This window comes from Agromyces aurantiacus (assembly GCF_016907355.1).
In the GTDB taxonomy this organism is placed as follows: domain Bacteria; phylum Actinomycetota; class Actinomycetes; order Actinomycetales; family Microbacteriaceae; genus Agromyces; species Agromyces aurantiacus.
Window position 1 is genome coordinate 3,403,374 of record NZ_JAFBBW010000001.1, and the last position, 24,120, is coordinate 3,427,493.

At 74.4% G+C, this 24,120-nt stretch carries 20 protein-coding genes and 1 pseudogene; 10 read left to right on the plus strand and 11 right to left on the minus strand.

All coding sequences use genetic code 11. The features are described from left to right. Nucleotides 1–36: 36 nt before the first annotated feature. The 4 genes from rpoB to JOD46_RS18835 all read right to left on the minus strand — a co-directional run bounded on the left by rpoB (nt 37) and on the right by JOD46_RS18835 (nt 6,612). Nucleotides 37–3,528: a DNA-directed RNA polymerase subunit beta gene (rpoB, locus tag JOD46_RS16090; protein ID WP_204395483.1), complete on the minus strand. Its 3,492-nt coding sequence runs from the start codon at nt 3,526–3,528 to the stop codon at nt 37–39. A 308-nt stretch (nt 3,529–3,836) separates the two neighbouring features. Continuing rightward, on the minus strand, nt 3,837–4,241 hold the full coding sequence (locus tag JOD46_RS16095) for a hypothetical protein (protein ID WP_204395484.1): 405 nt from the start codon (nt 4,239–4,241) through the stop codon (nt 3,837–3,839). 1 nt (nt 4,242) lies between these two features. Beyond that, on the minus strand, nt 4,243–4,620 hold the full coding sequence (locus JOD46_RS16100; RefSeq protein ID WP_204395485.1) for a DUF6620 family protein: 378 nt from the start codon (nt 4,618–4,620) through the stop codon (nt 4,243–4,245). Nucleotides 4,621–4,683: 63 nt separating this feature from the next. Then, a complete protein-coding gene (locus tag JOD46_RS18835) occupies nt 4,684–6,612 on the minus strand; it encodes a cadherin-like domain-containing protein (protein ID WP_204395486.1) in 1,929 nt (642 codons plus the stop codon). 307 nt (nt 6,613–6,919) lie between these two features. Between JOD46_RS18835 and JOD46_RS16110 the strand changes: the two genes are divergently transcribed. Next, complete coding sequence (locus tag JOD46_RS16110; protein WP_204395487.1) at nt 6,920–9,580, plus strand: helix-turn-helix transcriptional regulator; 2,661 nt, start codon at nt 6,920–6,922, stop codon at nt 9,578–9,580. Between the two features lie 9 nt (nt 9,581–9,589). Here JOD46_RS16110 and JOD46_RS16115 read toward each other — a convergent pair whose 3' ends face one another. Next, nucleotides 9,590–9,946 (minus strand): group I truncated hemoglobin, encoded by a 357-nt coding sequence (locus JOD46_RS16115; RefSeq protein WP_204395488.1) that lies wholly within the window; start codon nt 9,944–9,946, stop codon nt 9,590–9,592. A 116-nt stretch (nt 9,947–10,062) separates the two neighbouring features. Here JOD46_RS16115 and JOD46_RS16120 point away from each other — a divergent pair, with 116 nt between their 5' ends. Beyond that, entirely contained in the window at nt 10,063–10,818 is a 756-nt protein-coding gene (locus JOD46_RS16120) for a spermidine synthase (RefSeq protein ID WP_204395489.1), read from the plus strand. Nucleotides 10,819–10,833: 15 nt separating this feature from the next. Beyond that, nucleotides 10,834–11,697, plus strand: a complete 864-nt coding sequence (locus JOD46_RS16125; RefSeq protein ID WP_372432724.1) for a spermidine synthase — start codon at nt 10,834–10,836, stop codon at nt 11,695–11,697. Between the two features lie 111 nt (nt 11,698–11,808). On the opposite strand, the gene JOD46_RS16130 is transcribed toward JOD46_RS16125, so the two are convergent. From JOD46_RS16130 to JOD46_RS16145, 4 genes and pseudogenes are all read right to left on the minus strand, one after another. Next, nucleotides 11,809–13,434, minus strand: coding sequence for a glycoside hydrolase family 10-like protein (locus tag JOD46_RS16130; RefSeq protein ID WP_204395491.1), 1,626 nt, complete (start codon nt 13,432–13,434; stop codon nt 11,809–11,811). Nucleotides 13,435–13,502: 68 nt separating this feature from the next. Beyond that, a pseudogene (locus JOD46_RS19015) lies at nt 13,503–14,367 on the minus strand (5-oxoprolinase subunit C family protein). Continuing rightward, nucleotides 14,364–15,002, minus strand: a complete 639-nt coding sequence (locus tag JOD46_RS16140) for a 5-oxoprolinase subunit B family protein (protein WP_204395492.1) — start codon at nt 15,000–15,002, stop codon at nt 14,364–14,366. Before JOD46_RS16140 ends, JOD46_RS19015 begins: the two are co-directional and overlap by 4 nt. Beyond that, complete coding sequence (locus JOD46_RS16145) at nt 15,002–15,763, minus strand: LamB/YcsF family protein (RefSeq protein ID WP_204395493.1); 762 nt, start codon at nt 15,761–15,763, stop codon at nt 15,002–15,004. The genes JOD46_RS16140 and JOD46_RS16145 overlap by 1 nt, the downstream gene beginning before the upstream one ends. Nucleotides 15,764–15,871: 108 nt before the next feature. On the opposite strand from JOD46_RS16145, the gene JOD46_RS16150 reads away from it, so the two are divergent. From JOD46_RS16150 to JOD46_RS16160, 3 genes are read left to right on the plus strand one after another with little or no spacing between them, the layout of a single operon-like run. Next, nucleotides 15,872–16,993: a PQQ-dependent sugar dehydrogenase gene (locus tag JOD46_RS16150; protein ID WP_307835073.1), complete on the plus strand. Its 1,122-nt coding sequence runs from the start codon at nt 15,872–15,874 to the stop codon at nt 16,991–16,993. Between the two features lie 40 nt (nt 16,994–17,033). Next, nucleotides 17,034–17,573: a SprT-like domain-containing protein gene (locus JOD46_RS16155; RefSeq protein WP_204395495.1), complete on the plus strand. Its 540-nt coding sequence runs from the start codon at nt 17,034–17,036 to the stop codon at nt 17,571–17,573. Between the two features lie 9 nt (nt 17,574–17,582). Then, a complete protein-coding gene (locus JOD46_RS16160; RefSeq protein WP_307835074.1) occupies nt 17,583–18,197 on the plus strand; it encodes a CGNR zinc finger domain-containing protein in 615 nt (204 codons plus the stop codon). A 45-nt stretch (nt 18,198–18,242) separates the two neighbouring features. Here the strand turns inward: JOD46_RS16160 and JOD46_RS16165 are convergent, their stop codons facing one another. After that, on the minus strand, nt 18,243–18,809 hold the full coding sequence (locus JOD46_RS16165) for a 2-phosphosulfolactate phosphatase (RefSeq protein WP_204396779.1): 567 nt from the start codon (nt 18,807–18,809) through the stop codon (nt 18,243–18,245). A 59-nt stretch (nt 18,810–18,868) separates the two neighbouring features. Here JOD46_RS16165 and JOD46_RS16170 point away from each other — a divergent pair, with 59 nt between their 5' ends. Further along, the gene (locus tag JOD46_RS16170; RefSeq protein ID WP_204395496.1) at nt 18,869–19,633 is read left to right on the plus strand and encodes an SDR family NAD(P)-dependent oxidoreductase; all 765 of its coding nucleotides are present in this window, start codon (nt 18,869–18,871) and stop codon (nt 19,631–19,633) included. A 55-nt stretch (nt 19,634–19,688) separates the two neighbouring features. Here the strand turns inward: JOD46_RS16170 and JOD46_RS16175 are convergent, their stop codons facing one another. After that, nucleotides 19,689–20,969 carry a hypothetical protein gene (locus JOD46_RS16175; protein WP_204395497.1) on the minus strand — a complete coding sequence of 427 codons (1,281 nt, stop codon included), beginning with the start codon at nt 20,967–20,969 and terminating at the stop codon, nt 19,689–19,691. 47 nt (nt 20,970–21,016) lie between these two features. On the opposite strand from JOD46_RS16175, the gene JOD46_RS16180 reads away from it, so the two are divergent. The 3 genes from JOD46_RS16180 (at nt 21,017) to JOD46_RS16190 (ending at nt 24,055) form a co-directional block, all read left to right on the plus strand. Next, a complete protein-coding gene (locus JOD46_RS16180; protein WP_204395498.1) occupies nt 21,017–21,532 on the plus strand; it encodes a hypothetical protein in 516 nt (171 codons plus the stop codon). Then, on the plus strand, nt 21,529–22,158 hold the full coding sequence (locus JOD46_RS16185) for a DUF1684 domain-containing protein (RefSeq protein WP_204395499.1): 630 nt from the start codon (nt 21,529–21,531) through the stop codon (nt 22,156–22,158). Before JOD46_RS16180 ends, JOD46_RS16185 begins: the two co-directional genes overlap by 4 nt. A gap of 322 nt (nt 22,159–22,480) precedes the next feature. After that, complete coding sequence (locus JOD46_RS16190) at nt 22,481–24,055, plus strand: DEAD/DEAH box helicase (protein WP_204395500.1); 1,575 nt, start codon at nt 22,481–22,483, stop codon at nt 24,053–24,055. Nucleotides 24,056–24,120 lie beyond the last annotated feature (65 nt).

A 24,120-nucleotide genomic window follows, 5' to 3' on the forward strand; every position in this document is an offset into this window, starting at 1 on the left:
CTAGTTTCCTGAAGTCTTCGTCTCGTACCTGGCGGATCAGATCTCGTCGATGTTCGACGACTCGAAGCGCGCGGAGATGTTGATGCCGAGCTCCTCCGCTGCGCGGAAGGCCTCGTCATCGGTGTCGCGGAGGCTGACCGCGGTGCCGTCGGCCGAGAGGACCTCGACGTTCAGGCACAGCGACTGCATCTCCTTCATGAGCACCTTGAAGGACTCGGGGATGCCGGGCTCCTGGATGTTCTCGCCCTTGACGATCGCCTCGTACACCTTGACGCGGCCGAGGATGTCGTCGGACTTGATCGTGAGGAGCTCCTGCAGCGCGTAGGCGGCGCCGTAGGCCTCGAGGGCCCACACCTCCATCTCGCCGAATCGCTGACCGCCGAACTGCGCCTTTCCACCGAGCGGCTGCTGGGTGATCATCGAGTACGGGCCCGTCGAACGCGCGTGGATCTTGTCGTCGACGAGGTGGTGCAGCTTCAGGATGTACATGTAGCCCACCGACACGGGGTACGGGAAGGGCTCGCCCGAGCGGCCGTCGAACAGCTGCGTCTTGCCGCTGGAGTCGATCATGCGCTCGCCGTCGCGGTTGGGGAGGGTCGAGTCGAGCAGACCCGCGATCTCCTCCTCGAGCGCACCGTCGAACACGGGCGTCGCGACCTTGGTGCCGGGCGCGGCCTCGCGGGCCTGCTCGGGCAGGCGCTTGGCCCACTCGGGGTTGCCCTCGACCTTCCAGCCCTGCTTGGCGACCCAGCCGAGGTGGGTCTCCAGCACCTGGCCGAAGTTCATTCGACCCGGGATGCCGAGCGGGTTGAGGATCACGTCGACCGGCGTGCCGTCGGCGAGGAACGGCATGTCCTCGACCGGCAGGATCTTCGAGATGACGCCCTTGTTGCCGTGGCGGCCGGCGAGCTTGTCGCCCTCGGTGATCTTGCGCTTCTGGGCGATGTAGACGACCACGCGCTGGTTGACGCCCGAGCCGAGCTCGTCGTCGCCGTCCTGCGCGTCGAACACCTTGACGCCGATGATCGTGCCCTGCTCGCCGTGGGGGACCTTGAGCGACGTGTCGCGCACCTCGCGGCTCTTCTCGTTGAAGATCGCGCGCAGCAGGCGCTCCTCGGCCGAGAGCTCGGTCTCGCCCTTGGGCGTGACCTTGCCGACGAGGATGTCGCCGGGGCGGACCTCGGCGCCGATGCGGATGATGCCGCGCTCGTCGAGGTCGGCGAGCAGGTCGGGGCTCACGTTGGGGAGGTCGCGGGTGATCTCCTCCTTGCCGAGCTTGGTGTCGCGGGCGTCGACCTCGTACTCCTCGATGTGGATCGAGGAGAGGACGTCGTCCTTCACCAGGTTCTGGCTGAGGATGATCGCGTCCTCGAAGTTGTGGCCCTCCCACGGCATGAACGCCACGAGGAGGTTCTTGCCGAGCGCGAGCTCGCCGTTGTCGGTCGCGGGGCCGTCGGCGATGACCTCGCCGGCCTCCACGCGGTCGCCGGCGGACACCACGACGCGGTTGTTGTACGACGTGCCCTGGTTGGAGCGGTCGAACTTGCGCAGGTAGTAGGTCTGCGTGCCGCCCTCGTCGAGCTGGAGCGTGACGGCGTCGGCCGACACCTCGGCGACGACACCGGCCTTCTCGGCGGTGATCACGTCACCGGCGTCGACCGCGGCGTAGCCCTCCATGCCCGTGCCGACGTACGGCGAGTCGCTGCGCAGCAGCGGCACCGCCTGGCGCTGCATGTTGGCGCCCATGAGCGCGCGGTTGGCGTCGTCGTGCTCGAGGAACGGGATGAGCGAGGTCGCGACCGACACCATCTGGCGCGGCGAGACATCCATGTACCCGATCTCGTCGGCGGGGAAGAGGTCGACCTCGCCGCCCTTCTTGCGGGCGAGGACGCGCTCCTCCTGGAAGTGGCCGTCGGCCTTCAGCGGCGCGTTGGCCTGGGCGACGATGTAGTCGTCCTCCTCCATCGCCGTGAGGTAGTCGATCTGCTCGGTGACCTTGCCGTTCACGACCCGGCGGTAGGGCGTCTCGATGAAGCCGAACGAGTTGATGCGCGCGAACGACGCGAGCGAGCCGATGAGGCCGATGTTCGGGCCTTCCGGCGTCTCGATCGGGCACATGCGGCCGTAGTGCGAGGGGTGCACGTCGCGGACCTCGACGCCCGCGCGGTCGCGCGAGAGGCCGCCGGGGCCGAGCGCCGAGAGGCGGCGCTTGTGCGTGAGGCCGGCCAGCGGGTTGTTCTGGTCCATGAACTGCGAGAGCTGCGAGGTGCCGAAGAACTCCTTGATCGCGGCGACGACGGGTCGCACATTGATCAGGGTCTGCGGCGTGATCGCCTCGATGTCCTGCGTGGTCATGCGCTCGCGGACCACGCGCTCCATGCGCGAGAGGCCCGTGCGGACCTGGTTCTGGATCAGCTCGCCCACCGCGCGGATGCGACGGTTGCCGAAGTTGTCGATGTCGTCGACGTCGAGCCGGATCTCGACGGCCTTGCCGCCACGGCGGCCGGGCAGCGTCGGACGGTCCTCGTGCAGGGCGACCAGGTACTTGATCGTGGCGACGATGTCCTGGACCGTGAGCACGGAGTCGGTCAGCGGCGCCTCGAGGCCGAGCTTGTTGTTGATCTTGTAGCGGCCGACCTTGGCGAGGTCGTAGCGCTTGGGGTTGAAGTAGAAGTTGTCGAGGAGCGCACGCGCGGCCTCGGCAGCCACCTGCTCGCCCGGGCGGAGCTTGCGGTAGATGTCCTTGAGGGCCTCTTCCTTCGTGAGGATGTTGTCCTTCTCGAGGGTGAGCGCGATCGACTCGAAGCCGGCGAACTCCTCGAGGATCTCCTCGGAGGTGAGGCCGAGGGCCTTCAGGAACACGGTGACCGACTGCTTGCGCTTGCGGTCGATGCGGACGCCGACCTGGTCGCGCTTGTCGACCTCGAACTCGAGCCAGGCGCCGCGGCTCGGGATGACGCGCGCCGAGTAGATGTCCTTGTCGGAGGTCTTGTCGGGCGTGCGCTCGAAGTAGACGCCGGGCGAGCGGACGAGCTGCGACACGACGACGCGCTCGGTGCCGTTGATGACGAAGGTGCCCTTGGGGGTCATGAGCGGGAAGTCGCCCATGAAGACCGTCTGGGTCTTGATCTCACCCGTGAGGTGGTTCATGAACTCCGCGTTGACGTACAGCGGAGCGGAGTAGGTCTTGCCCTTCTCCTTGCACTCGTCGATGGTGTACTTCGGCGGCTCGAGCTCGGGGTTGGTGAACGAGAGCTGCATGGTCTCGCCGAGGTCCTCGATCGGCGAGATCTCCTCGAAGATCTCCTCCAGGCCGGTGGTCTCGGGCAGGTCCTGACGACCGGCCTCGACCGCTGCCTCGACGCGCGCCTTCCACGCGTCGTTGCCGACGAGCCAGTCGAAGCTCTCGGTCTGGAGGGCGAGCAGATCGGGTACGGTGAGGGTGTCGGTGACCTTTGCGAACGAGAGGCGGCTTGCACCGCGTCCGTTCTTCGGGGTGGGCGTGGTTGCGTTGCGCGCAGCAGCCAAGGAAATGACCTCCGGGGGCCCGGTTCAGGGCCGGTTCACTGTCGATGGTGGTGGAGTTGACCCCTCAGACGATGCGGATGCCGGGGAGACCCGACACGCAGAAGCCGACCGCAATATGAAGGCATAGTGGGTCTGGGAGCGCAAAGGTCAAGCATAAACCGGATGACGCGCCATGTCCAGTCCGATTCTTGATTTGTTCGCGGATGTCGGGTATAACCCCGCGCCCGACCCGTCTGTTCCCGGTGCGGAGCAGGTCGACGCCCCCGCCGTTCGGGTGTCGGCGGGGGCGTCGGTCGAAGGTCGCGGGCTCAGGCGGCCCACTCCAGGCGGACGGTCTCGGGGCGTCCCGGCACGAGGCTGACCTCCAGCTGCGAGCCGGGCGCGACCCGGGCCAGGTGGAGCGGTGCGAGCTGCTCCGTCCGGCTCGCCGGCATCGGGATGCCGCCCGGCAGCAGGACGACCAGGTCGAGCTCGACGACGGCGTTCATGCCGAGCATCATCGGCAGCTGACGGGCGCCGACGACCGACGCGCTCGCGCGCACCCGTTCCGCCTCGATGGCGGGGTCGTGCGCGACGACGCTCGCGGCCATCACGCGGGTGGCCTGCTCGAGCGACTGCTGCGCGGCGGCGAGGCTCGCGCCCACGTCCATCCGGTCGACCGCGGCGTTCGCCCTGCGGGTCAGGGTCGCGAGGTCGGAGAGGAGGAAGGCCATCTCACACCACCGCGTACAGGTCGTTGAACCGGCGGCCCACGCCGCGGTCGGCCTGGATGCGCGCGCCCCAGCCGGCCTGGGCCTCGGCCCACGAGGCGGCGTCGACGCCGAACGTCGCGGCGACGGCCGGGAGCCTGGTCTCGTCGTAGCCGAACGCGGCGATGCCCTTCACGATGCGCGCGTAGCGCTCGAGGTCGACGCCCGCGATGGGCTCGAGGGCGCCGGGTGCGGGCTCGGCCGTCATGGCCTGGACGGCCATCGCGTCCATCTGCTGCCGGTAGGCCTGCGACTGCGCGGCGAGCGCGTTCGCCTGGTCGATCAGGGCGGGTGCGGCCTGGACCATCTTGGCCATGTCGCCGAACTGCTTCATGAGGTTCATCGGGGTGCTCCTTCGTGTGCGGGTGGTGCGGTGGTGCGGAACGGGTGGGTGGTCGGAATCGGGTCAGCGGCCGAGCGGGCGGCGGCGGGCGACGCGCAGCACGAGGCCGAGCGCCCCGAGCATCGCCGCGAGGGCGACGCCGAGCCGGGCGTCGGCACCGGTCTCGGCGAGTCCGTCGGCGGCCGCGGCGGTCGCCTGCTCGGATGCAGGGCGCGCGGGCTCGTCGGCGGCGGTCGGCTGCTCGGGCTCGGCCGGCAGACCCGGCTCGGCCGGCTGACCCGGCTCCGAGGGCTGCTGCGGCTCGGTGGGCTGGTCGCAGGGCTCGCTCGGCTCGGGGTCGCTCGGCACGGCGATGGCCGCGAGCGCGGAGGCCGCGCCATCCGCCCCGGCGCTCTGGCAGTCGGGCTCGCCGCCGCCGGGCTGGTGCACGGTCAGCGAGACCAGCGCGTGCGCCTCGGAGGAGCCGTTCGAGATGGTGTACCGGAACGTGTCCACCCCGGTGTAGCCGGCGTCGGAGACGTAGCGGAAGGCGCCGTCGGCGTCGAGCACGAGCGTGCCGTACTGCGGGTCCTCGTGCGCGACCACCTCGATCGGCCCGGCCCCGGCGACGTCGTTGCCGAGCAGTCCGGGTGCGGGCACGTCGAGCGGTTGTCCGCTCATGGCGTCGTAGTGGTCGCCGTGCGCGGTGGGCGGCACGGACGAGCCCACCGGGAGCACGAGGATCGTGAGGAAGGCCTCGCTGTCGGCCTGGCCGTCGCTCGCGCTGTAGAGGACGGAGTCCTCGCCGGAGGTGAAGCCGGGGTCGGGCGTGTAGACGAACGAGCCGTCGGGCGCGATGTCGATGCTGCCGTGCTGGGGGTCGCTGTGCCAGGTGACCGTGAGCGGGTCGCCGTCCTGGTCGGAGTCGTTGGCGAGCACGCCCGGTGCGTCGATGGGGAGGAACGCGGCGTCGCCGATCATGGTCACCTCGTCGTCCCAGGCGTCCGGAGCGTAGTTCGCGGGCTCGATCACGTCGATGCGCAGCACCGCGGTCGCGGTGGAGGTGCCGTCCGACACGGTGTACTCGACCTGGTCGGTTCCGGCGAACCCCTCGTAGGGGTCGTACTGCACGGTCCCGTCGGCGGTCCAGTAGTAGATCACGCCGTGCGCCGGCTGGCCGATGCCGACCAGCTCGAGTGGCTGGCCCTCGGGGTCGCCGTCGTTCGCGAGCACGCCCGGTGCGGCGAGCGTCGCGAGCTCGCCGGCGACCGCGGACAGGGCGTCGTCGATCGCGACCGGCGGGGCGTCGACCGGTCCGGCCGGGGGCAGCGGGTCGCCGCTCGGGAGCACCTCGATCTCGATGGTGGCCGGCGCGCTGACGGAGCCCTCGTCGTCGCGCACCTCGTACTCGACCGTGTAGACGCCAGTGAACGCCGGGTCGGGCGTGTAGATGAACCGCCCCGAGTAGGGGTACCAGTCGAAGCCGTCGCCGGGATTCGACGTGGTCCAGTGGCCGATGACCTCGCCGCCGTCCGGGTCGACGTCGTTGACCAGGAATCCGGGCGCCGCGACCTCGAGCACCTCGCCCTGGGTCATCGAGTAGTGGTCGTCGCCCGCCACGGGGAGCTGGTCCTGGGGGCCGAGGCCGGCCGGTGCGTCGGCGACGAGCGCCGGCGCGGGGTCGACGGGCGTCAACGGCTCCGCGGCGTCCGCGGTCTCGGCGGCCTCCGCGGGTTCGGCGGCCTCCGCGGTCTCCGCGGGCTCGGCGACGACCTCCTCGGCGAGCGGCACCACGTCGGATGACTCGGCGACGGGCTCGGCCTCGACCGTCTGCGCCGCCGCCTCGACGTCGCTCCCGTCGGCGGCGTCCTGCGCGTGCGCCACGGCCGTCGCGCCGAGCGCCGCGGCGGTGGCCAGCAGCACCGACGCGCCGAGCGCCGCGAGGCGCAGGGCGGCGGGAGCAGGTCGGTCCGTGCCGGCGGCCGGCTCGGGAGCATGGATCGGGAATCGCATCGCGGGGTCCTCCTGGACGTCTCGTGGCGCGGACCTTCCGGTCCGGCGGGGCAGCGTGTGGGCTGCCGGGATCCAGCATCGGAGCGCGGCCCGTTCCGGCGGATGGGCACGCGATGCTCGGATCCGGCCCGCGGCGTTGCTCAGCGGGGAGCTCCGATTGCTCATCCCGCGCGGCCGGTTGCTCAGGCGGGCCCGCGGAGTGCCCATTCCTCCCCCGTTCGGGGGGCGCTGCGCGCCGTGCCCCGGCGCGGTGCGGCGACGTACAGTGAGACGACCGGCTCCGCCGGAGACCCGAAAGGCCGAGATGGTGGCGTTGGTACCCGGGGGGCCGGCCGACCAGCCCCTCGCGCTGGACGAGAGCTGGCCGCTCGTCGGGCGCGATCCGGTGATCGAGCGCGCCCTCGCGGGCCTGCGGGGCTCGACGCGCTCGGTCTTCGCGTACGGGCCGTCCGGCATCGGCAAGAGCCGGGTCGTGCACGCGGTGGCCGAGCGACTGGCCGACGACGGATGGCTCGTGCTCACGGCCAGCGGCAATCCGGCGCTCAGCGCGGTGCCGCTCGGCGCGCTCGCCCCGGTGCTCGCGCGCGAGCCCGCGTCGATGGTCTCGGCCGCGAGCGACCCGGTCGCGCTGTACGCGGCGGCGGATGCCGCGGTGCGGCGCCTGGCCGACGGCCGACCCGTGCTCCTCGTCGTCGACGACGTCTCCGTGGTCGACTCCGTCTCGGTCACGCTCATCGCGCAGCTCGCGCAGTCGGGCCGGCTCCGGCTCGCCGCGACGGTGCGCGAGTCCGACCCGGTGCCCGACGGGCTGCACCCGGTCGCGGCATCCGCCGACGCCCTGCGGCTCGACGTCGGCCCGCTCGACGTCGACGAGGTCTCCGAGCTGCTCACGCGCGTGCTCGGCGGGCCGGTCGCGCATCGCGACGCGGTCGAGCTGCACCGCGCCGCGCACGGCAATCCGCTGTTCCTGCGCGAGCTGGCGATCGGCGCGGCCGAGGCCGGATCGCTCGTCGCGGTCGACGGGCTCTGGCAGCTGGTCGGCGAGCCCGTGGGCACGCCGGCGCTGCGCGACCTGATCCGCGCACGCCTCCGGGTGCTCGGCGACGACGAGCGCGACGCGCTCGAACGGCTCGCGCTGTGCGAGCCGCTCGCGTTCGACGAGTTCGCGAGGCCGGGCGCGGCGGAGGCGCTCGCCGCCCTCGAGATGCGTGGGTTGATCCGCGTCGACGAGTCCACCGCGCGCATGCGCGTCGCGCTCGCGCACCCCCACTACGCGGCCGCGGTGCGCGACCAGATCCCCCGCATCCGCGCGATGTCGCTGCTGCTCGAGCAGGCCGACCTCGTGGCCTCGCGCCGGATGGACGCGGGCGACGAACTGCGCGTCGCGATCTGGCGGCTCGACGCCGGACGCCCCTCGGACCCGGAGCTGCTGTCGCGGTCGGCGGCGCTCGCACAGCTCGCGCACGACCGGCGCACCGCCGAACGACTCGCCGCGGCCGCGGTCGAGGCGGGCGCCGACGACGCGCCGACGCTCCTGCTGCACGGCGAGGTGCTCTGGTCGCTCGGACGTGCCCAGGACGCCCTCGCGACGCTGACGCGGGCCGACGCCCGAGCCCGCGCCGAGGGCGCCCCCGACGAACTGCTGGCCGCGATCGGCCGGGCCCGCGCCGACGTGCTCGGCGGCGACCCGCTCGGCACGACCCGCGGGCTCGAGCTCCTCGAGGCCCTCGAGGCCGCGCTGCCGACCCAGGCCGCGGCGATCGGGCTCAGCAAGGCGGTGCTGCTGGTGAACCTCGAGTACGGGCGCGACGCGCTCGAGACGGTCGAGGCGTGCGCGGGGTCCGCGGCCGGCGCGTTCGAGCGCGCGGTCGCCGACCTGTCGTTCGCGATGCCGCTCTCGCTGGTCGGGCGCGGCGAGGAGGCGGTCGCGGCGGCGCAGCGCGCGGTCGACTTCGCGGCGGCGCCGGGCTCGGTCATCCCGCAGCGCCGAGCCGAGATCGTGCTCGCGCACGTGCTGATCGCGGCCGATCGCCTCGAGGAGGCGCGCGCCACGGTCATCGAGTCGCTGCACGCGGCCATCCGCGACGACGACGAGCTCACGGCCCGCCTCGACGAGTTCATGATGGGCCGGATCTTCTGGCAGGTCGGCCGGCTCGACACGGCCACGCGCTGGTTCCGCGACACGATCAGCGGTGCCGAGCTGCACGGCCCGAAGTCGCTGCGCGAGTTCGCGCTCTGCTTCCAGGCGGTCGTCGCGGCCGAGCAGGGCGATGCGGCGACCGCGCGCGCGCTGCGGGCGCGCGTCGTGCCCGGCCTCGAGCGCGACAGCTCGGCCACGGTGCTCGCCGACGCGTGGATCGACGCGGCCGAGGGCTCGGCCGACGCCGCGGCGGCGCGCATCTTCGCGCGCGTCGACGAGGTCGCGCCGCGCGGCGCGGTCACGGTCGCGGCGACGCTGCTGCACCACGTGGTTCGGTTCGGCTCGCGCACGGCCACCGCCGAGGCGGCCGATCGGCTCGCGGCGCTCTCGGAGCAGTCCGACGCCCCCGAGGTGGCTCGCCGGCACGCGCACGCGCGCGCGGAGGCCGATGGCGACGCCGAGGGGCTGCGGCGCTCGGCCGACGAGTGGGAGCGCACGGGCAGCCTGCTCTTCGCGGCCGAGGCCTCCGCGTCGGCCGGCCAGGCGGCGCGCGCCGCCGGTCGCGGCCGCGAGGCGACGGCCGACCTGCAGCGCGCGGCGACGCTCGCCGCCGCCTGCGAGGGCGCGCGCACGCCCCTGCTGCGCTTCTCCGACGGGGCCGAGCCGCTGACGCCGCGCGAGCGCGAGATCGCCTCGCTCGCCGCGCAGGGCCTCAGCTCGAACGAGATCGCCGCACGGCTCTACCTCTCGCCGCGCACGGTCAACAATCACCTGCAGTCGACGTACGCCAAGCTCGGCATCCGCGGCCGGCACGAGCTCGCGGTCTGAGGCGGCGGCTCAGGCGCCGACGACCTCGCTGCGCGCGAGCTCGAGCCGCTCGGCGACCCGGGTGACGACGTCCTGCTGCACGCCGAGGTCGGCCAGGCTCGTGCAGAGGGTCTGCACGATGCGGTCGAACGCGGCATCGGTGACGGCGAGTCCGGCGTGCGCGTCGGCGAGCGTCCGGCCCGAGAACACCTGCGGGCCGCCGAACGCCGCGGCGAGGAACGCGCGCTGGTGCGCCTTCAGCCGGTCGAGGTCGATGCCCTCGAACCAGGGGCCGAGCTCGTCGTCGTCGACCACCCGTCGGTAGAAGACGGCCACGGCCGTGCGCACCCCGTCGGGACCGCCGACCTCGTCGTAGAGCTCGGTCATCTCGCCTCCCCTTCCGCTCGATCCTAGGGTCGCGGATGCCGCGGGCCGGCCACCTGAGCATCGATTGCTCATTCCCGGGCTGGCCGCACCGGCACACGGCGTGGCACGATGCCCGCATGGCGCCGCGCATCGAGTTCGAGGCCGACGTGTTCTCGTCGACCGGGCTCACGCTGCTCGTCGACGGCGCCGCGCAGTCGCACGTCGACGCCGCCGACCCCACGCGCCTCTTCTTCGAGTACGTGCGCCGCATCGGGCACGTCGTCGACGCGATGGCCGACCCGGGCGCGCCGCTGGCCGTGCTCCACCTCGGTGGCGGCGCGATGACGCTCGCGCGCTACGTCGCGGCGACCCGCCCCGGTTCGGCGCAGGTCGTGGTCGACGCCGACGCGCGCCTCGTGGCGATCGTGCGGGAGCGGCTGCCGCTGCCGTCCGACGCCGGCATCGCGGTCATGGTCGCCGACGCGCGCGACGCGCTCGACCGCCTGCCGCCCGGGGAGCGCTTCGACCTCGTGATCGTCGACCTCTACGCGCGGCTCGAGGCGCCCGCCTTCGTCGACGAGCCCGCGTTCATGCGCCTCGCGCTCGACCGGCTCGCCGCCGGCGGGCTGCTGGTGGTCAACGTGGCGGACGCCGCGGGCGGCCCCCGGCTCGCGGCGCAGGCGCGCGCCGTGGCGCGCGCCGATCCGGCGTGCGACCTGGTGGTGGTCGGCCCTCCGGCGGTGCTCGCGGGCGCCGAGGAGGGCAACGCCGTGATCGTGGCGGGACGCGGCATCCCGCCCCGCGTGCTCGAACGGCTGCGTGCGGCGGGACCGTTCCCCGTCGAGGTGCTCGAGGGCGCGCGGCTCGACGTCGTGCTGTGGGGCGCCTGCTGAGCGGTCGGCGGTAGCGTGGCATCCGTGCCGAACCCCGAACGCCGCCTGTCCGTGAGCGGGCACGTCGCCCGCCTCGAGGAGTCGCGCACGCGCCCCGGCGCGTGGACGCTCTACGTCGACGGCACGCCGCAGTCGCACGTCGACCTCGAGGACCCGGAGTGGCTCGGCTTCGAGTACGTCCGGCGGATCGGGCACGCGATCGACCTCGTGCGGCCCGCGGGCGAGCCCATCACGGCGCTGCACCTCGGCGGGGGCGCGCTCACGCTCCCGCGGTACGTCATCGCGACGCGGCCCGGCTCGCGCCAGCAGGTCGTCGAGCTCGAGTCCGACCTCGTCGAGCTCGTCCGCGAGCACCTGCCGCTCCCCCGCGGCGCGCAGCTGCGCGTGCGGCACGGCGACGCGCGCGAGGTGCTCGCGAAGCTCCCGGCCGGCCTGCACGGCGCGGTCGACGTCGCGGTCGTCGACATCTTCTCGGGCTCGCGCACTCCGGCGCACGTCACGAGCGCCGAGTTCTACGGTCTGCTCGCGCCGCTCCTCGCGCCGGGCGGGATCGTGGCGGTGAACGTCGCCGACGGCGCCGGGCTCGCGTTCGCGCGTTCGCAGGCCGCGACGCTCGCGCACGTCTTCGCGCACGTCGCGATCGCGGCCGACACGTCGATGCTGAAGGGGCGCCGGTTCGGCAACGTCGTCATGTACGCCTCCGACGCCGAACTGCCGTTCGCCTCGATGCCGCGGCGCCTCGCCGCCGACCCGGCGCCGGCCAAGCTCGTCGAGGGCGACGAGCTCGTGCGCTTCGTCGCAGGGGCGCCGGTCGTGACCGACGCGACCGCCGTGCCCTCGCCGCCGCCGTCGCGTTCGGTGTTCCTGACGAAGGGATAGGCGGGGCGGCACCCAGCAGCCGCCCCGCCCGTCGCGGACGAGGGGGCTCGAGTCCCCTCGTCCGCCGCAGCGGCCCGGTGCCGTCGCCCCCGCCGGCCCCGGGCCGCGGTCTCAGCGCACCGTCCGCGTGGCACTCGGCGCCGACTCGTTCCAGACCCGGTCGAGGGCGGTGACGGCGTACGTGTACGCGTGGCCGGGCTCGGCTGCGGTGTCCGTCCACTCCTGCCGCACGCCGTCGGCGGCGCGCACCGTCGCGACCAGTGCACCTGCGTCCTCGATGTCGACGGAGCCGTCCCCGTCGACGCGGTACACCGCGAAGGACGTCGCGCGTGCGTCGCCCGGCACCGCGTCGTTCCAGGCGAGCCGGTTCCCGTCGGCGGTGCGGTCGGCGTTCGTCAGGACGGGCGGGCGCACGGCCGTCGCCGGCAGCCACTCCATGGCGGGCACGATCGCGGGGTGCGCGTAGTGGCGCTCGCGCACGAGGCTCATCGAGCCGTTCGGATCGGCGGGCACGTGCTTGGCCGAGAAGTACACGTTGCCGTGCACGGGCGTGCCCGCGGCGTCGACCTCGCGGTCGAAGTCGAGGTGGTTCGCCAGTTCGGCCGGGTCGGTGAACACGCCCGAGGTGACCTTGTACAGCGCCTCGCCGATGTAGAGGTGCGTGCCCGACTGCGCCGCGACATCCGCCCACCAGGGTACGAGCGCCGCGTAGTCGGCGACGGCGAGGCCGAACTGCCAGTAGATCTGCGGATTGATGTAGTCGAGCCAGCCCTCGAGCACCCAGCGGCGGGTGTCGGCGAACTGCATGTCGTACGACTGCGAGCCGCCGGTGGCCGACCCGAGCGCGTCGGTGGCCCGGTTGCGCCAGATGCCGAACGGGCTGATGCCGAACTTCACCCAGGGCTTGGCCTGCTTGATGCGCTCCGAGATCGTCCGCACGAACGTGTCGACGTTGTGGCGGCGCCAGTCGGCGATGTCGCCGAAGCCCGCGCCGTACGCGGCGAAGGTCGCGGCATCCGGGATCGCCTGGCCGGCGACGGGGTACGGGTAGAAGTAGTCGTCGAAGTGCACCCCGTCGAGGTCGTAGTGCTCGACCGAGTGCAGGATGGCGCGCTGGATGTGCTCCTGCGCCTCGGGGATGCCCGGGTCGAAGTAGAGCTTGCCGCCGTAGGCCCACACCCACTCGGGGTGCTGCCGGGCCGGGTGCTCGGCGACGAGCTTCGCGGGGTCGGCCTGCATCGACACGCGGTAGGGGTTGTACCACGCGTGGAACTCGAGGTTGCGGGCGTGCGCCTCGTCGACCATGAACGCGAGCGGGTCGTAGCCCGGGTCCTGGCCCTGCACGCCCGTGAGGTACTGCGACCACGGCTCGTACGGGCTCGGCCAGAACGCGTCGGCCGTGGGCCGCACTTGGACGAAGACGGCGTTGAGCCGGAACTGCTCGGCCACGTCGAGCCAGTGGAGGAACTCGGCGCGCTGCTGGTCGGCGGTGAGCCCGGTGCGCGAGGGCCAGTCGATGTTCACGACCGACGAGATCCACATGGCGCGCAGCTCGCGCTTGCGCGGGGCGAGGGCCGCGCCCTCGGCGGCGTGGGCCGGCAGCGTCGGCGCGGCCATCGTGCCGATCGTCACGGTGAAGGCCGAGGCGGCGGCGCCCGCCACGGCGAGGGTGAGGAAGCCGCGTCGATCGAGCGCGGAGGCGTGCGGGTCGGGTCCGGGCGTGCGGAAGGGCGTCATCGATCCTCCGAGTAGGGTTGGAAATTACTTCCAGCAACTATGCACCAGTTGACGAACGATTTCCAGACCTACCTCGCGTGACGGAACCGGATCTCCTGCCCCGGACGCACCTGCGCCAGGCGGTCCAGCGAGCCGGGATCGACGATCGCCGCGACCGGATAGCCGCCGGTGACCGGGCGGTCGGCGAGCAGCACCGTGGGCACGCCCGCACCGGTGACCTGGATGGCGCCAGCCACCGTCGGCTCGCTCAGGAGCTCGCCGACCACGCGCCGCTCGAGCACGGGTCCCTCGAGGCGCGCGCCGATGCGATCCGACGACGCCGAGAGCCGCCAGGGCGACTCGTACAGGGTCCCCAGCGCGGCATCCGTCAGCCAGTCGGCGCGCGGGCCCCGCAGGAGCCGCAGGGTGACCGGCCCGGTCGGCGGCGGGTAGGCGGCGTCATCGTCGAGGAGTGGCACGGATGCCGCGGGCTCGACGCCGACCTCGAGCAGGCGCCCCTCCTGCACGGGCTCCGGGCCCGATCCCGGCGAGCGTGTCGCGGCTGCGCGAGCCGAGCACCGCGGGCTCGTCGATGCCGCCGCGCACGGCGAGCGCGTACCGCAGTCCTCGCCGGGCGGGGCCGAGCTCGAGCGGCTCGCCCGCGCGCACGCGCACCGCGCGGTACGGCCCGGCGTCGCGGCCGGCGACGAGCACCGGGCCCCACGCGCCCGCGACCGCGACCCAGACCTCGGCATCGGGCACGAGCCGGAGGCCGCCGAGCACGACCTCGAGGCCCGCCGCGCCGTCGGGATTGCCGACGAGCCGGTTCGCGAGCGCGAGCGCACCGCGGTCGAGCGCGCCCGAGGCGCCGACGCCGAGCCGCGCGAGGCCCGGGCGGCCGAGGTCCTCGACCAGCACGGGTCCGCCGACCGCCTCGACCCTGAGCGCGGTCACGAGCCCACCGCCCGGAACCTCACGGCCCGGCCGGGGGCCAGCAGGGCAGGAGGGTCGGCCGCGGGATCCCAGAGCGCGGCCTCCGTGCGCCCGACGAGCCGCCAGCCGCCCGGGCTCTCGCGCGGGTAGGCGCCGGAGAAGCCACCCGCGAGGCCGACCGCGCCGGAGGGCACGCGCGTGCGCGCGACATCGAGCCGCGGCACGTCGAACGGCCAGTCCTCGGCGACGAGGTAGCCGAACCCGGGCGCGAACCCGATGAAGGCGACGCGCCACGCGGTCGCGGTGTGGCGCGCGACGAGGTGCTCGGCCGAGACGCCGAGGAGGTCCGCCGTCGCGGCCAGGTCGACGCCGCGGTAGTCCACGTCGACCACGACGGCATCGGCGAGGCCGGCGGGCGCCGGCGCGGCCGCCGTCGGCGCCTCCGCCGCCGCGGCGCGCACCCAGCTCGCCGCCGACTCGAGCGGCAGGCGGGCGGGGTCGAGCGAGACGAGCAGCGTGCGCGCGGCCGGCACGAGCTCGACCACGCCCGGGGGCGCGGACGCCGCGAGCACGTCGAGGAGCGCGAGGACGTCGGCGAGCGCGTCGCATTCGACCAGGAGCGCCGCGCGTCCCGACGGCAGCACGCGCGCGGTCATCATGCGAACGGTCGGACGGCGTGTCCGGCCGCGTCGAGCGCGGCGCGCACCGCACGTGCGAGGTCGACGGATCCGGGCGTATCGCCGTGCAGGCACAGCGAGTCAGGCGCGAGCTCGATGCGCGCGCCGTCGTCGGCGGCGAGGCCCCCGGTCTCGACGAGCTCGAGCGCACGGTCGGCCGCGGCGACGGGGTCGTGGACGACCGCGCCGGGCTCGTGGCGCGGCACGAGCGTGCCGTCGGCGAGGTAGCCGCGGTCGATGAACGCCTCTCGCGCGTAGCGCAGCCCGGCCGACGCGGCGGCCCGCTCGAGCTCGCCGCCCGGCGCGCCGAGCACCACGAGCCCCTCGTCGAATCCGGCGAGCGCGTCGGCGACCGCGCTCGCCGCCGACGCATCGGCACCGAGCCGGTGGTAGAGCGCGCCGTGCGCCTTGACGTAGCGCACCCGGGTGCCGGCGGAGCGGGCCATCGCGACGAGCGCGCCCACCTGGTAGGCGACCTCGGCGGCCAGTTCGGCGGCCGACACCGCGAGCTCGCGCCGACCGAAACCGGCCCGGTCGCGATAGCCCGGGTGCGCGCCCAGCACCACGTCGTGCTCGGCCGAGAGCCGCGCGCTGCGCAGCATCGTGAGCGGGTCGCCCGCATGGAAGCCGCACGCGACGTTCGCGCTCGAGACGAGCGCGAACATGGCCTCGTCGTCGCCCATGCGCCACGCGCCGTACGACTCCCCGAGGTCGGCGTTGAGGTCGATCGCGTGCGGCATGCTCCCATTCTCACCCCGGGGTCGCGATGCGGCAGCCGCTCGCGCAGACTGGAGGCCGGGGGTGATCGGATGCGTCACGGCGCTCGGCGAAGGGCGATCGTCGCGGGCGTGCCCGCGGTCGCCGCACTCCTCGTCGCCGGATGCGCGACACCCTCCGATTCCGGCCCCGTCATCACGACCCCGTCCGCGTCGGCCCCGACGTCCACGGTCGCGCCCGGCACGACGACGCCGCCTCGGCTCGCGCCCGCCGGCACCCCCGAGACGATCGCCGAGGGCCTCGACGCACCCTGGTCGATCCTGCGGCTGCCCGACGGGGGCGTGCTCGTGAGCGAACGCGATCGCGGCCGCATCGTCGAGGTGCTCGCCGACGGCACGCTCCGCGAGGCCGGGGTGGTCCCGGGCGTCGCCCCGGGCGGCGAGGGCGGCCTGCTCGGCCTCGCCTACCTGCCTGGCGACGGCGACGACGCGGCATCCGTGTTCGCCTACCTCACGACCGAGGCCGACAACCGCATCGTGCGCATGCCGCTCACCGGCGAGCCGGGCGAACTCGGCCTCGGCGAGCCCGCGGTCGTGCTCGATGGGATCCCCCGCGGCTCGCGGCACAACGGCGGCCGGCTCGCGATCGGCCCCGACGGGTTCCTCTACGCCACGGCGGGCGATGCCGGGCGGACCGAGCTCGCCCAGGATCCCGGCTCCCTCGGCGGCAAGATCCTGCGGATGACCGCCGACGGCGCACCCGCGCCCGGCAATCCGTTCGGCACGCTCGTCTACACGCTCGGCCACCGCAACCCGCAGGGCCTCGCGTGGGATGCCGCGGGCGGCATGTGGGCGGCCGAGTTCGGCCAGGACACGTGGGACGAGCTGAACCGGATCGTCCCCGGCGGGAACTACGGCTGGCCCGTCGTGGAGGGACGCGCCGGCGACGACCGCTTCGCGGACCCCGCCGTGCAGTGGCCGACCGACGAGGCGAGCCCGAGCGGCATCGCCGTGGTCGGCGACACCGTCGTGATCGCCGCGCTGCGCGGCGAACGGCTGTGGTGGGCGAGCCCCGCGACCACCTCCCCGACGGAGGTCGTGGACGCGTACGACGGCGAGTTCGGGCGTTTCCGCGACGTCGTGCCGGGCCCCGACGGCGAGCTCTGGGCGATCACGAACAACACCGACGGGCGCGGCTCCCCTCGCGAGGGCGACGACCGCCTGCTGCGCATCCGGCTGGAGGCGACCGGCTGAGCCCCGTGCCGACGCCGGTCGTGGGCGTTATCCTCATCCCATGGCGGAACTCGACCGGGTTCGGATCTGGGCGGAGGCGCTCATCGCCCTGCACCTCGATCCGGCCGCCTGGAGCTTCGGCTTCGACAATGCCAAGAAGCGCGCCGGGCTGTGCAACTACACCGAGCGGCGCATCTCGGTCTCGCGCTACCTCGCCGCGCGCTACGACGACGACGAGATCCACCAGATCCTGCTGCACGAGGTCGCGCACGCCATGGCCGGCCCCCGCGCCGGGCACGGCCCGAAGTGGGCGCGCATCGCCGCCGAGATCGGCTACGTCGGGCGACGCACGCACGACGGCGCGGTCGCGCACGAGCTGGCCCCGTGGGTCGGGCGCTGCCCCGCGGGCCACGAGCACTTCCGCTACCGTGCGCCGTCACGACCGCTCAGCTGCGGACTGTGCCGCCGCGGCTTCGACCACTCCAACCTCATCGTGTGGCGGCGCCGCGAGATCACCGAGGCGATGCGGCGGGCCGCCGCGGCCGCGGCGGCCGACCCGGCCGCGCTCCGCCCGGCGTCACCGCCCCCGCCGAGCCGATAGGTTGGTGCGGTGCCCGTCTCGACCGTCTCGATCCCCGTCGGCCAGTGGTTCACCGATGACAGCGGCCGGTGGTGGTTCGACTCCGGCTCGTTCGCGCTCGACTTCGCCTACACCGGGGCGATCCGCGTCGCCGTCGCCCCCGAGCGCCTGCACGGCCCCGACGACCTGACGGCGTGGATGCGCGAGCGGTTCCCGATGCCCGTCGGCGCCGCGCGATCGCGCGACCTGTTCGACGCGGTGTCGCTGCGCGACGCGATCGGCCGGCTCGCGCTCGCCGCCGGGCGCGGCGAGGAGCTTCGCGCGCCCGACATCGACCTCGTCAACCTCTACGCGGCCACGCCCGACATCCCGCCGACGCTCGCGGGCGGCTCGCGCCAGGCCGGGCGGTCGGTGCAGACCGTCGGCCAGGCGCTCTCGACGATCGCGCGCGACGCCGTGGACTGCTTCGGCCCCGCCAACGACGGCCGCGTGCGCATCTGCGCGGGCGGCTGCGGCATCGTCTACCTCGACACCTCGCGCGCCGCGAGCCGGCGGTGGTGCTCGATGCAGCGGTGCGGCAATCGCGCGAAGGTCCGCGCGCACCGCGCGCGGAAGTCGGGCAAGGTCGCACTCACGGCGGCCTGATCCGGCGAGCGCCCAGCGCTCCCCCGCGGCGGGATCCGCTGCTCCTCAGCGCTCCCGGACGACCCGGGCGGTCGCCGCCTCGTCGCGCGCCGCCGCCCGGCGCAGCACGGCGGGGTCGACGCCCGCCGCGACGGCCTCGCGGCCCGCGACCGAGGCCGTGGCCAGGTGCGCGACCGCGCGGCGCAGCCCCGCGTACGCGAACGACGCGACGGCCGCCTCGGGCGACGTGTCGTCGATGCCGAGCTCGGTGAGCGCGTCGACGACGGCGCCCGCGGCGAGCACGTCGTCGGCCGCGAACCCGCCGTCGGCACGCCCCGCGGCGACGATCGCGAGGTACGAGCGCCGGCCGAGCCGTTCCTGGTCGGCGAGGATCCAGGCCGCGGCGGCGGCCGCGTCGCGCAGGCCGGCGACGAGCACCGCCGCGCCGGGTGCGGCCGCGAGGGCCTCGGCGGGAACGGGCGGTGCGGCCTCGCCGTCGGGCGCGGCATCCGCCACCTGGTCGACCCAGACGAGCACGTCGGCGGCGCCCGCGATGCGGCGCGCACCCTCGGCGCCCTGGTCGAATCGCACCTGGTACCTGGCCTGCGCGGCCGGATCGCCCGCCGGCGTCATCTCGCTCACCGCGACAGGGTACGCGATCGGCCGGGGCCCGGCCCTCGTAGGGTGGATGCATGACCTCGCATGTCGACGCCAGGCCCGTGACCGTCATCACCGGCGGAGGCCGCGGCATCGGCGCAGCGATCGCCGAACGCCTCGCCGCCGACGGGCACGACCTGCTCCTGACCTACCGCGAGCGCGCCGACGAGGCCGAGCGCGTCGCCGACGGATGCCGCGCGGCCGGCGCCCGCGTCGAGCTGCTGCAGGTCGACCTCGCCGACCTCGACGCGGCCGCGCAGGTCGTGCCCGAGGCCGTCCGGCGGTTCGGGCGGGTCACGGGGCTCGTGAACAACGCCGGGATCACCGGCCGCATCGGGCCCTTCCTCGACGGCTCGATCGAGGAGTCCGAGCTGGTGTTCCGCATCAACGTGCTCGCACCCATGGTGCTGTGCCGCGCCGCGATCGCGCACATGGCGACGGACCACGGCGGCGCCGGCGGGGCGATCGTGAACATCTCCTCGGGTGCGGCGACGCACGGCGCACCCGACACGTACATCCCGTACGCCGCGAGCAAGGCCGCCGTGAACATCATGAGCGTCGGCCTCGCGAAGGAGTTCGCGTCGGCGGGCGTGCGCGTGAACACCGTCTCGCCGGGCACCACGCGCACCGAGATCCACGCGGCGGCCGGGCGGCCGAACGCGCCCGAGGAGCGCGCGGCGGGCATCCCGATGCGCCGGCCCGGGGAGCCGCACGAGATCGCCGGCGCGGTCGCGTGGCTGCTCTCCGCCGACGCGTCGTACACGACGGGTGCCGACATCCGCGTCTCCGGGGGCAAGTAGCCGGGGGCCGCCCGGCGCCCGGGGCTGCTCGAAGGGGCGGCGGCGGTCTGCGCCGTCAGCGGTGCAGCGCCGCGTAGTGCGCGAGCGCCTCGGCGTCGCTCGCACGGGCGGCCGCGCGGCGTGCCGCGTCGAGTGCGGCGACGGGGTCGGCCTCGCGCCGCGCGATGCCGAGCTGCCGCTCCGCCTCGGCCAGGCGCGTACGGGCGTCGGCACCGACGAAGGCGCGGGCCCGTTCCATCGCGCCCTGCGCGACCGCGATCTGGCTCTCGGCGATCGCGAGGGCGCCCGGCAGCGCATCGCGCGCCCCGTCGAGCCGCTGCTCGGCGCGCCGGGCGGTCGCACGCGCCACCTCGAGGCGGTCCCGCGCGGCGCGGAGGCGGTCGCGCTCGGCGAACGGGTCGGCGGCCCGCTCCTCTCGGCCGACGAGCATCGGCGAGAGCTCGCCGATCGCGGCGGCGAGCGCGGCGCCCGCGTCGGGATCCGTGGCCCCGTCGCGTTCGCGGCGCGCGGCCACGAGGTCGACGTCGAGCGCGGTGGCCTCCGCGGCCGCGTCCTGCGCGGCCGCGGCGAGGTCGAGCTCGACGCGTTCGACCGAGGCGAGCTCGGCCTCGGCGCGGTCGAGCGCGTGCGCCGCGCGGCCGAGCACGTCGGCGACCGGCCGGGCGGCGGCGACCGGCGTCGCGGGCGCGCCGAGCCGGCTCTCGGCCTCCTCGAGCGCCGCGGCGGCGCCCTCCAGGTCGCGGTCGGCCCGCGCGAGCGCGCCGTACGCTCCGGCGAGCGCCGATGCCGAGAACCGCGTGCCCAGTCGCGCGAGGGCGGACGCGCCATCCGCTCGGCGCGCCGCCAGCCGTGTCGCGCGCTCGCGCTGCACGGGAGCCTCGTCGGCCGCGCCGCGCTCGGCCGCACGGCGGCCGGCGAGCCCCGCACCGGCCTCGGCGAGCGCGTGCTCGACGGAGTCGCACAGCGAGGCGATGCGCGCACTGCGGGCGCGGCGCGCGGCCGCCGGATCGTGTTCGGCCTCGTCGAGGCGCTGCTGGAGCAGGAACGCCTCGCGCAGCCGGCCCCGGGCCTGCTCCACGGTCGAGGCGAGCTCGCGCGCGGCCTCGGCGCCGAACTGGGCCTCGGTGAAGCGGACCTCCTGCTCGGCGTCGCGCACCGCCTCGTCGGCGTGCACGAGCCTCGCCTTGGCCGAGCGCTCGAACGCGCGGGCGGCATCGGCGTCGCGCGCCTCGCGCCTCGAACCCAGCCGGCGGAACCCGATGATGCCCGCCGCGAACGCGATCGCCGCGGCGCCGAACACCACGAGCGAGGGCAGCCACTCCAGACCGTCGGGCATGGCGCGAGCCTAGCCTGACCGCCGGCAGGATGCCCTAGGGTCGAGCCATGCGGGTGCTGCTGAAGCTGACCCTCGACTGCGATGCGGATGCGGCGTGGCGCGCCATCCGCAGCCCCGCCGTGCTGCGCGAGGTCGTCGCGCCCTGGCTCGACTTCGAGTCGCTCGAGGCGGGCGGGTTCCCCGCGACCTGGCCCGAGGGCGCCCACCGGCTGCGCGCGCTGGCGTTCGGCACCGCGCCGATCGGCGAGGAGGTCATCGACGTGTCGTACCCGGGCGGCCTCCCGCCCGGCGTGCGGATGCTGCGCGACGGCGGCGGCGCCCTCACCGGTCCGCTCTCCGCGTTCCGCACCTGGGACCACCGCATGGCCGTCTCGGCGCTGCCCGACGGGCGCACCCTCTACCGCGACCAGCTGCGCGCGAGCGCCGGGCCCGTGCTCGACGCGCTGCTCTGGTACCCGACCTGGGCGTTCTGGCAGTGGCGCGGCGTGCGCCTGAGGCAGCTCGCGCCCACCTGGGCGTTCGACCCGCCCGGCACGGCTGATGCCGCGAGGGCCGTCGCATGACCGCGACGCTCGGCGCGCTGCAGCTGCAGGACTGGCGGCGCCGCGTGTTCGGGCTCTACGCGGGCGTGCGGCATCTCAGCCTCCACGACCCCGCCGAGGGCCACGAGCTCTGGCGGTCGGGCCGCGACGAGCTGTTCGCGGGGCATCCGCAGTCGCCGCTGCTGCCCGACGACCGCGCCCGGTTCACGGGGCTGACCGTGTCGCGCTACGACCCCGACTGGCGTTTCGTGCTCGAGGTGCACCGCGCCGAGGAACCCGTGCGGATGGTGGTCGACGATTCCAGCGACGGCGCCATCCCGTTCTCGCTCGTCGGCACCGTGCGGATCCCCTACCTCGGCACGCTCGACGTGTGGCGCCTGCGCACCTATGGCGGCGGCCTCTTCCTGCCCGTCAAGGACTCGCTCGCCGGCCAGCCGGGCGGCACCTACGGCGGCGGCCGGTACCTGCTCGACACCATCAAGGGCGCCGATCTCGGCTCCGCGGGCGACGACGACGCGCTCGTCATCGACTTCAACTTCGCGTACAACCCGTCGTGCGCCTACGACCCGTCCTGGTCGTGCCCGCTCGCGCCGGCAGGAAACACGGTGGCCGTCGAGATCCCGGTCGGCGAGCGGATGCCGCGCTGAGCGCTCCTGCACCGCCGGCGCTTCGTGCCATCCGCCATGTGCGCAATTCAGGAGCGCACGGCGTGTCGCGGCCGCGCACCCGGCGTGTCGTGCCGACACCCCGCACAGCTTCCTGAATTCCGCTCCTGCTATGGTGGTCTCCGGCGAGCGCGACGATCGCGCCGCCTGCGTCGTAGACACGCTTCCGGGCCCAGCGCCCGTCGACTTCATACGGCGAACGGATTCGCCGACCGGCGTCTTCGCCATTCCCTCCCATCGCCGGGTCTCGACCTGCCGCCGCGCGGCTCGACCCTGCTGGGTGCCTTCCCGATCGGAACCCCCTTTGACCGAGATCACCTTCGGCGCGCTCGGCGTGCCCGCCCCCCTCGTCGCCGCCCTCGCGGCCGACGGCAAGACCACCCCGTTCCCCATCCAGGCCGACACCCTGCCCGACACGCTCGCCGGACGCGACGTGCTCGGCCGCGGCAAGACCGGCTCGGGCAAGACCATCGCGTTCGCGCTGCCCATGGTCGCGCGCCTCGGCACGTCGCTCGCCGGCGGCCGGCGCCGTGCGGGCCGCCCGCTCGGCCTCGTGCTCGCCCCCACGCGCGAGCTCGCCACGCAGATCACGCAGACCTTCGAGCCGCTCGCGGCCGCGTACGACCTGAAGGTCACGACGATCTTCGGCGGCATCAACCAGACCCGCCAGGTCACCGCGCTGCGCGCCGGGGTCGACATCGTCGTGGCCACGCCCGGCCGCCTCGAGGACCTCATGAAGCAGGGCTTCCTGACCCTCGACGCGATCGAGATCACGGTGCTCGACGAGGCCGACCACATGGCCGACCTCGGCTTCCTGCCGGTCGTCACGCGCATCCTCGACAAGACCCCCCGCGGCGGACAGCGCCTCCTGTTCTCGGCGACGCTCGACAACGGCGTGGACCGGCTCGTGAAGCGCTACCTGCAGAACGAGGTGCTGCACTCGGTCGACGAGGCCAACTCCCCCGTCGCCGCGATGACGCACCACGTGTTCGAGATCGACGACGTCGACGGCAAGAACGAGCTCGTGCGCACGCTCGCGTCGGGCACCGGCCGTCGCATCCTGTTCATGCGCACCAAGCACCACGCCAAGAAGCTCGCGAAGAAGCTCACCGAGCAGGGCATCCCCGCGGTCGACCTGCACGGCAACCTGTCGCAGCCGCAGCGCGACCGCAACCTCGCCGCGTTCGGCGACGGCTCGGTCAAGGTCCTGGTGGCGACGGATGTCGCGGCGCGCGGCGTGCACGTCGACAACGTCGAGCTCGTGATCCACGTCGACCCGCCCATGGAGCACAAGGCGTACCTGCACCGCTCCGGCCGCACCGCTCGCGCGGGCAGCGAGGGCGACGTCGTCACGATCTGCCTGCCCGGCCAGAAGCAGGACCTGAAGACGCTGCTCCGCAAGGCCGACATCCGCGTGACCCCCCAGCCGGTGACCGCCCAGTCGCCCGCCGTCGCGAAGCTCGTCGGCGAGGTCGCCCCGTACGTGAAGCCGCAGCCCAAGGCCGCGCCGCAGCAGCAGGGCGGCGGCGGCCGGTCGCAGGGCGCCAACGCGCAGCGCAAGCGCGCGGCGCGCGACGCCGCGGCGGCCGGCACGCCGTCGGCCCCCGGCCAGGGACGCCGGAGCCGGGGTCGCGGTCGCGGCGCCGGCGCGGGGGCGGATGTCGCCCCGCAGACGCCGCGCGGCGGCGAGCGCGCGGGTCGCGCCGCCGAGACGCGCGCGCACGCCCCGAAGCAGGCCGGCGGCCAGGGCCGCCCCGCGAAGGCGTCGGGCGCGCAGGGCGGTTCCGGCCGCCAGGGCGCCCAGAAGGCGCCGCTCCGGGTCGGCAGCCTCGTCTCGCCGTCGCGCAACACCCGCACCAACCGTCGCGCGCAGGGCTGAGCCCTCCAAAAGCGGACCCCGCACTTCCCGAGTGGGCGATCTTGGCGGGCGCACCTTCCGCGCTA

What these genes read in the sequence shown, in the direction of transcription:
- JOD46_RS16115 (WP_204395488.1), bottom strand. Translation starts at nt 9,946, where the DNA reads ATGACCGAGCTCTACGACGAGGTCGGCGGTCCCGACGGGGTGCGCACG.
- JOD46_RS16145 (WP_204395493.1), bottom strand. Translation starts at nt 15,763, where the DNA reads ATGCCGCACGCGATCGACCTCAACGCCGACCTCGGGGAGTCGTACGGC.
- JOD46_RS16170 (WP_204395496.1), top strand. Translation starts at nt 18,869, where the DNA reads ATGACCTCGCATGTCGACGCCAGGCCCGTGACCGTCATCACCGGCGGA.
- JOD46_RS16130 (WP_204395491.1), bottom strand. Translation starts at nt 13,434, where the DNA reads ATGACGCCCTTCCGCACGCCCGGACCCGACCCGCACGCCTCCGCGCTC.
- JOD46_RS16185 (WP_204395499.1), top strand. Translation starts at nt 21,529, where the DNA reads ATGACCGCGACGCTCGGCGCGCTGCAGCTGCAGGACTGGCGGCGCCGC.
- JOD46_RS18835 (WP_204395486.1), bottom strand. Translation starts at nt 6,612, where the DNA reads ATGCGATTCCCGATCCATGCTCCCGAGCCGGCCGCCGGCACGGACCGA.
- JOD46_RS16140 (WP_204395492.1), bottom strand. Translation starts at nt 15,002, where the DNA reads ATGACCGCGCGCGTGCTGCCGTCGGGACGCGCGGCGCTCCTGGTCGAA.
- JOD46_RS16175 (WP_204395497.1), bottom strand. Translation starts at nt 20,969, where the DNA reads ATGCCCGACGGTCTGGAGTGGCTGCCCTCGCTCGTGGTGTTCGGCGCC.
- JOD46_RS16165 (WP_204396779.1), bottom strand. Translation starts at nt 18,809, where the DNA reads ATGACGCCGGCGGGCGATCCGGCCGCGCAGGCCAGGTACCAGGTGCGA.
- JOD46_RS16095 (WP_204395484.1), bottom strand. Translation starts at nt 4,241, where the DNA reads ATGGCCTTCCTCCTCTCCGACCTCGCGACCCTGACCCGCAGGGCGAAC.
- JOD46_RS16155 (WP_204395495.1), top strand. Translation starts at nt 17,034, where the DNA reads ATGGCGGAACTCGACCGGGTTCGGATCTGGGCGGAGGCGCTCATCGCC.
- JOD46_RS16120 (WP_204395489.1), top strand. Translation starts at nt 10,063, where the DNA reads ATGGCGCCGCGCATCGAGTTCGAGGCCGACGTGTTCTCGTCGACCGGG.
- JOD46_RS16180 (WP_204395498.1), top strand. Translation starts at nt 21,017, where the DNA reads ATGCGGGTGCTGCTGAAGCTGACCCTCGACTGCGATGCGGATGCGGCG.
- JOD46_RS16100 (WP_204395485.1), bottom strand. Translation starts at nt 4,620, where the DNA reads ATGAACCTCATGAAGCAGTTCGGCGACATGGCCAAGATGGTCCAGGCC.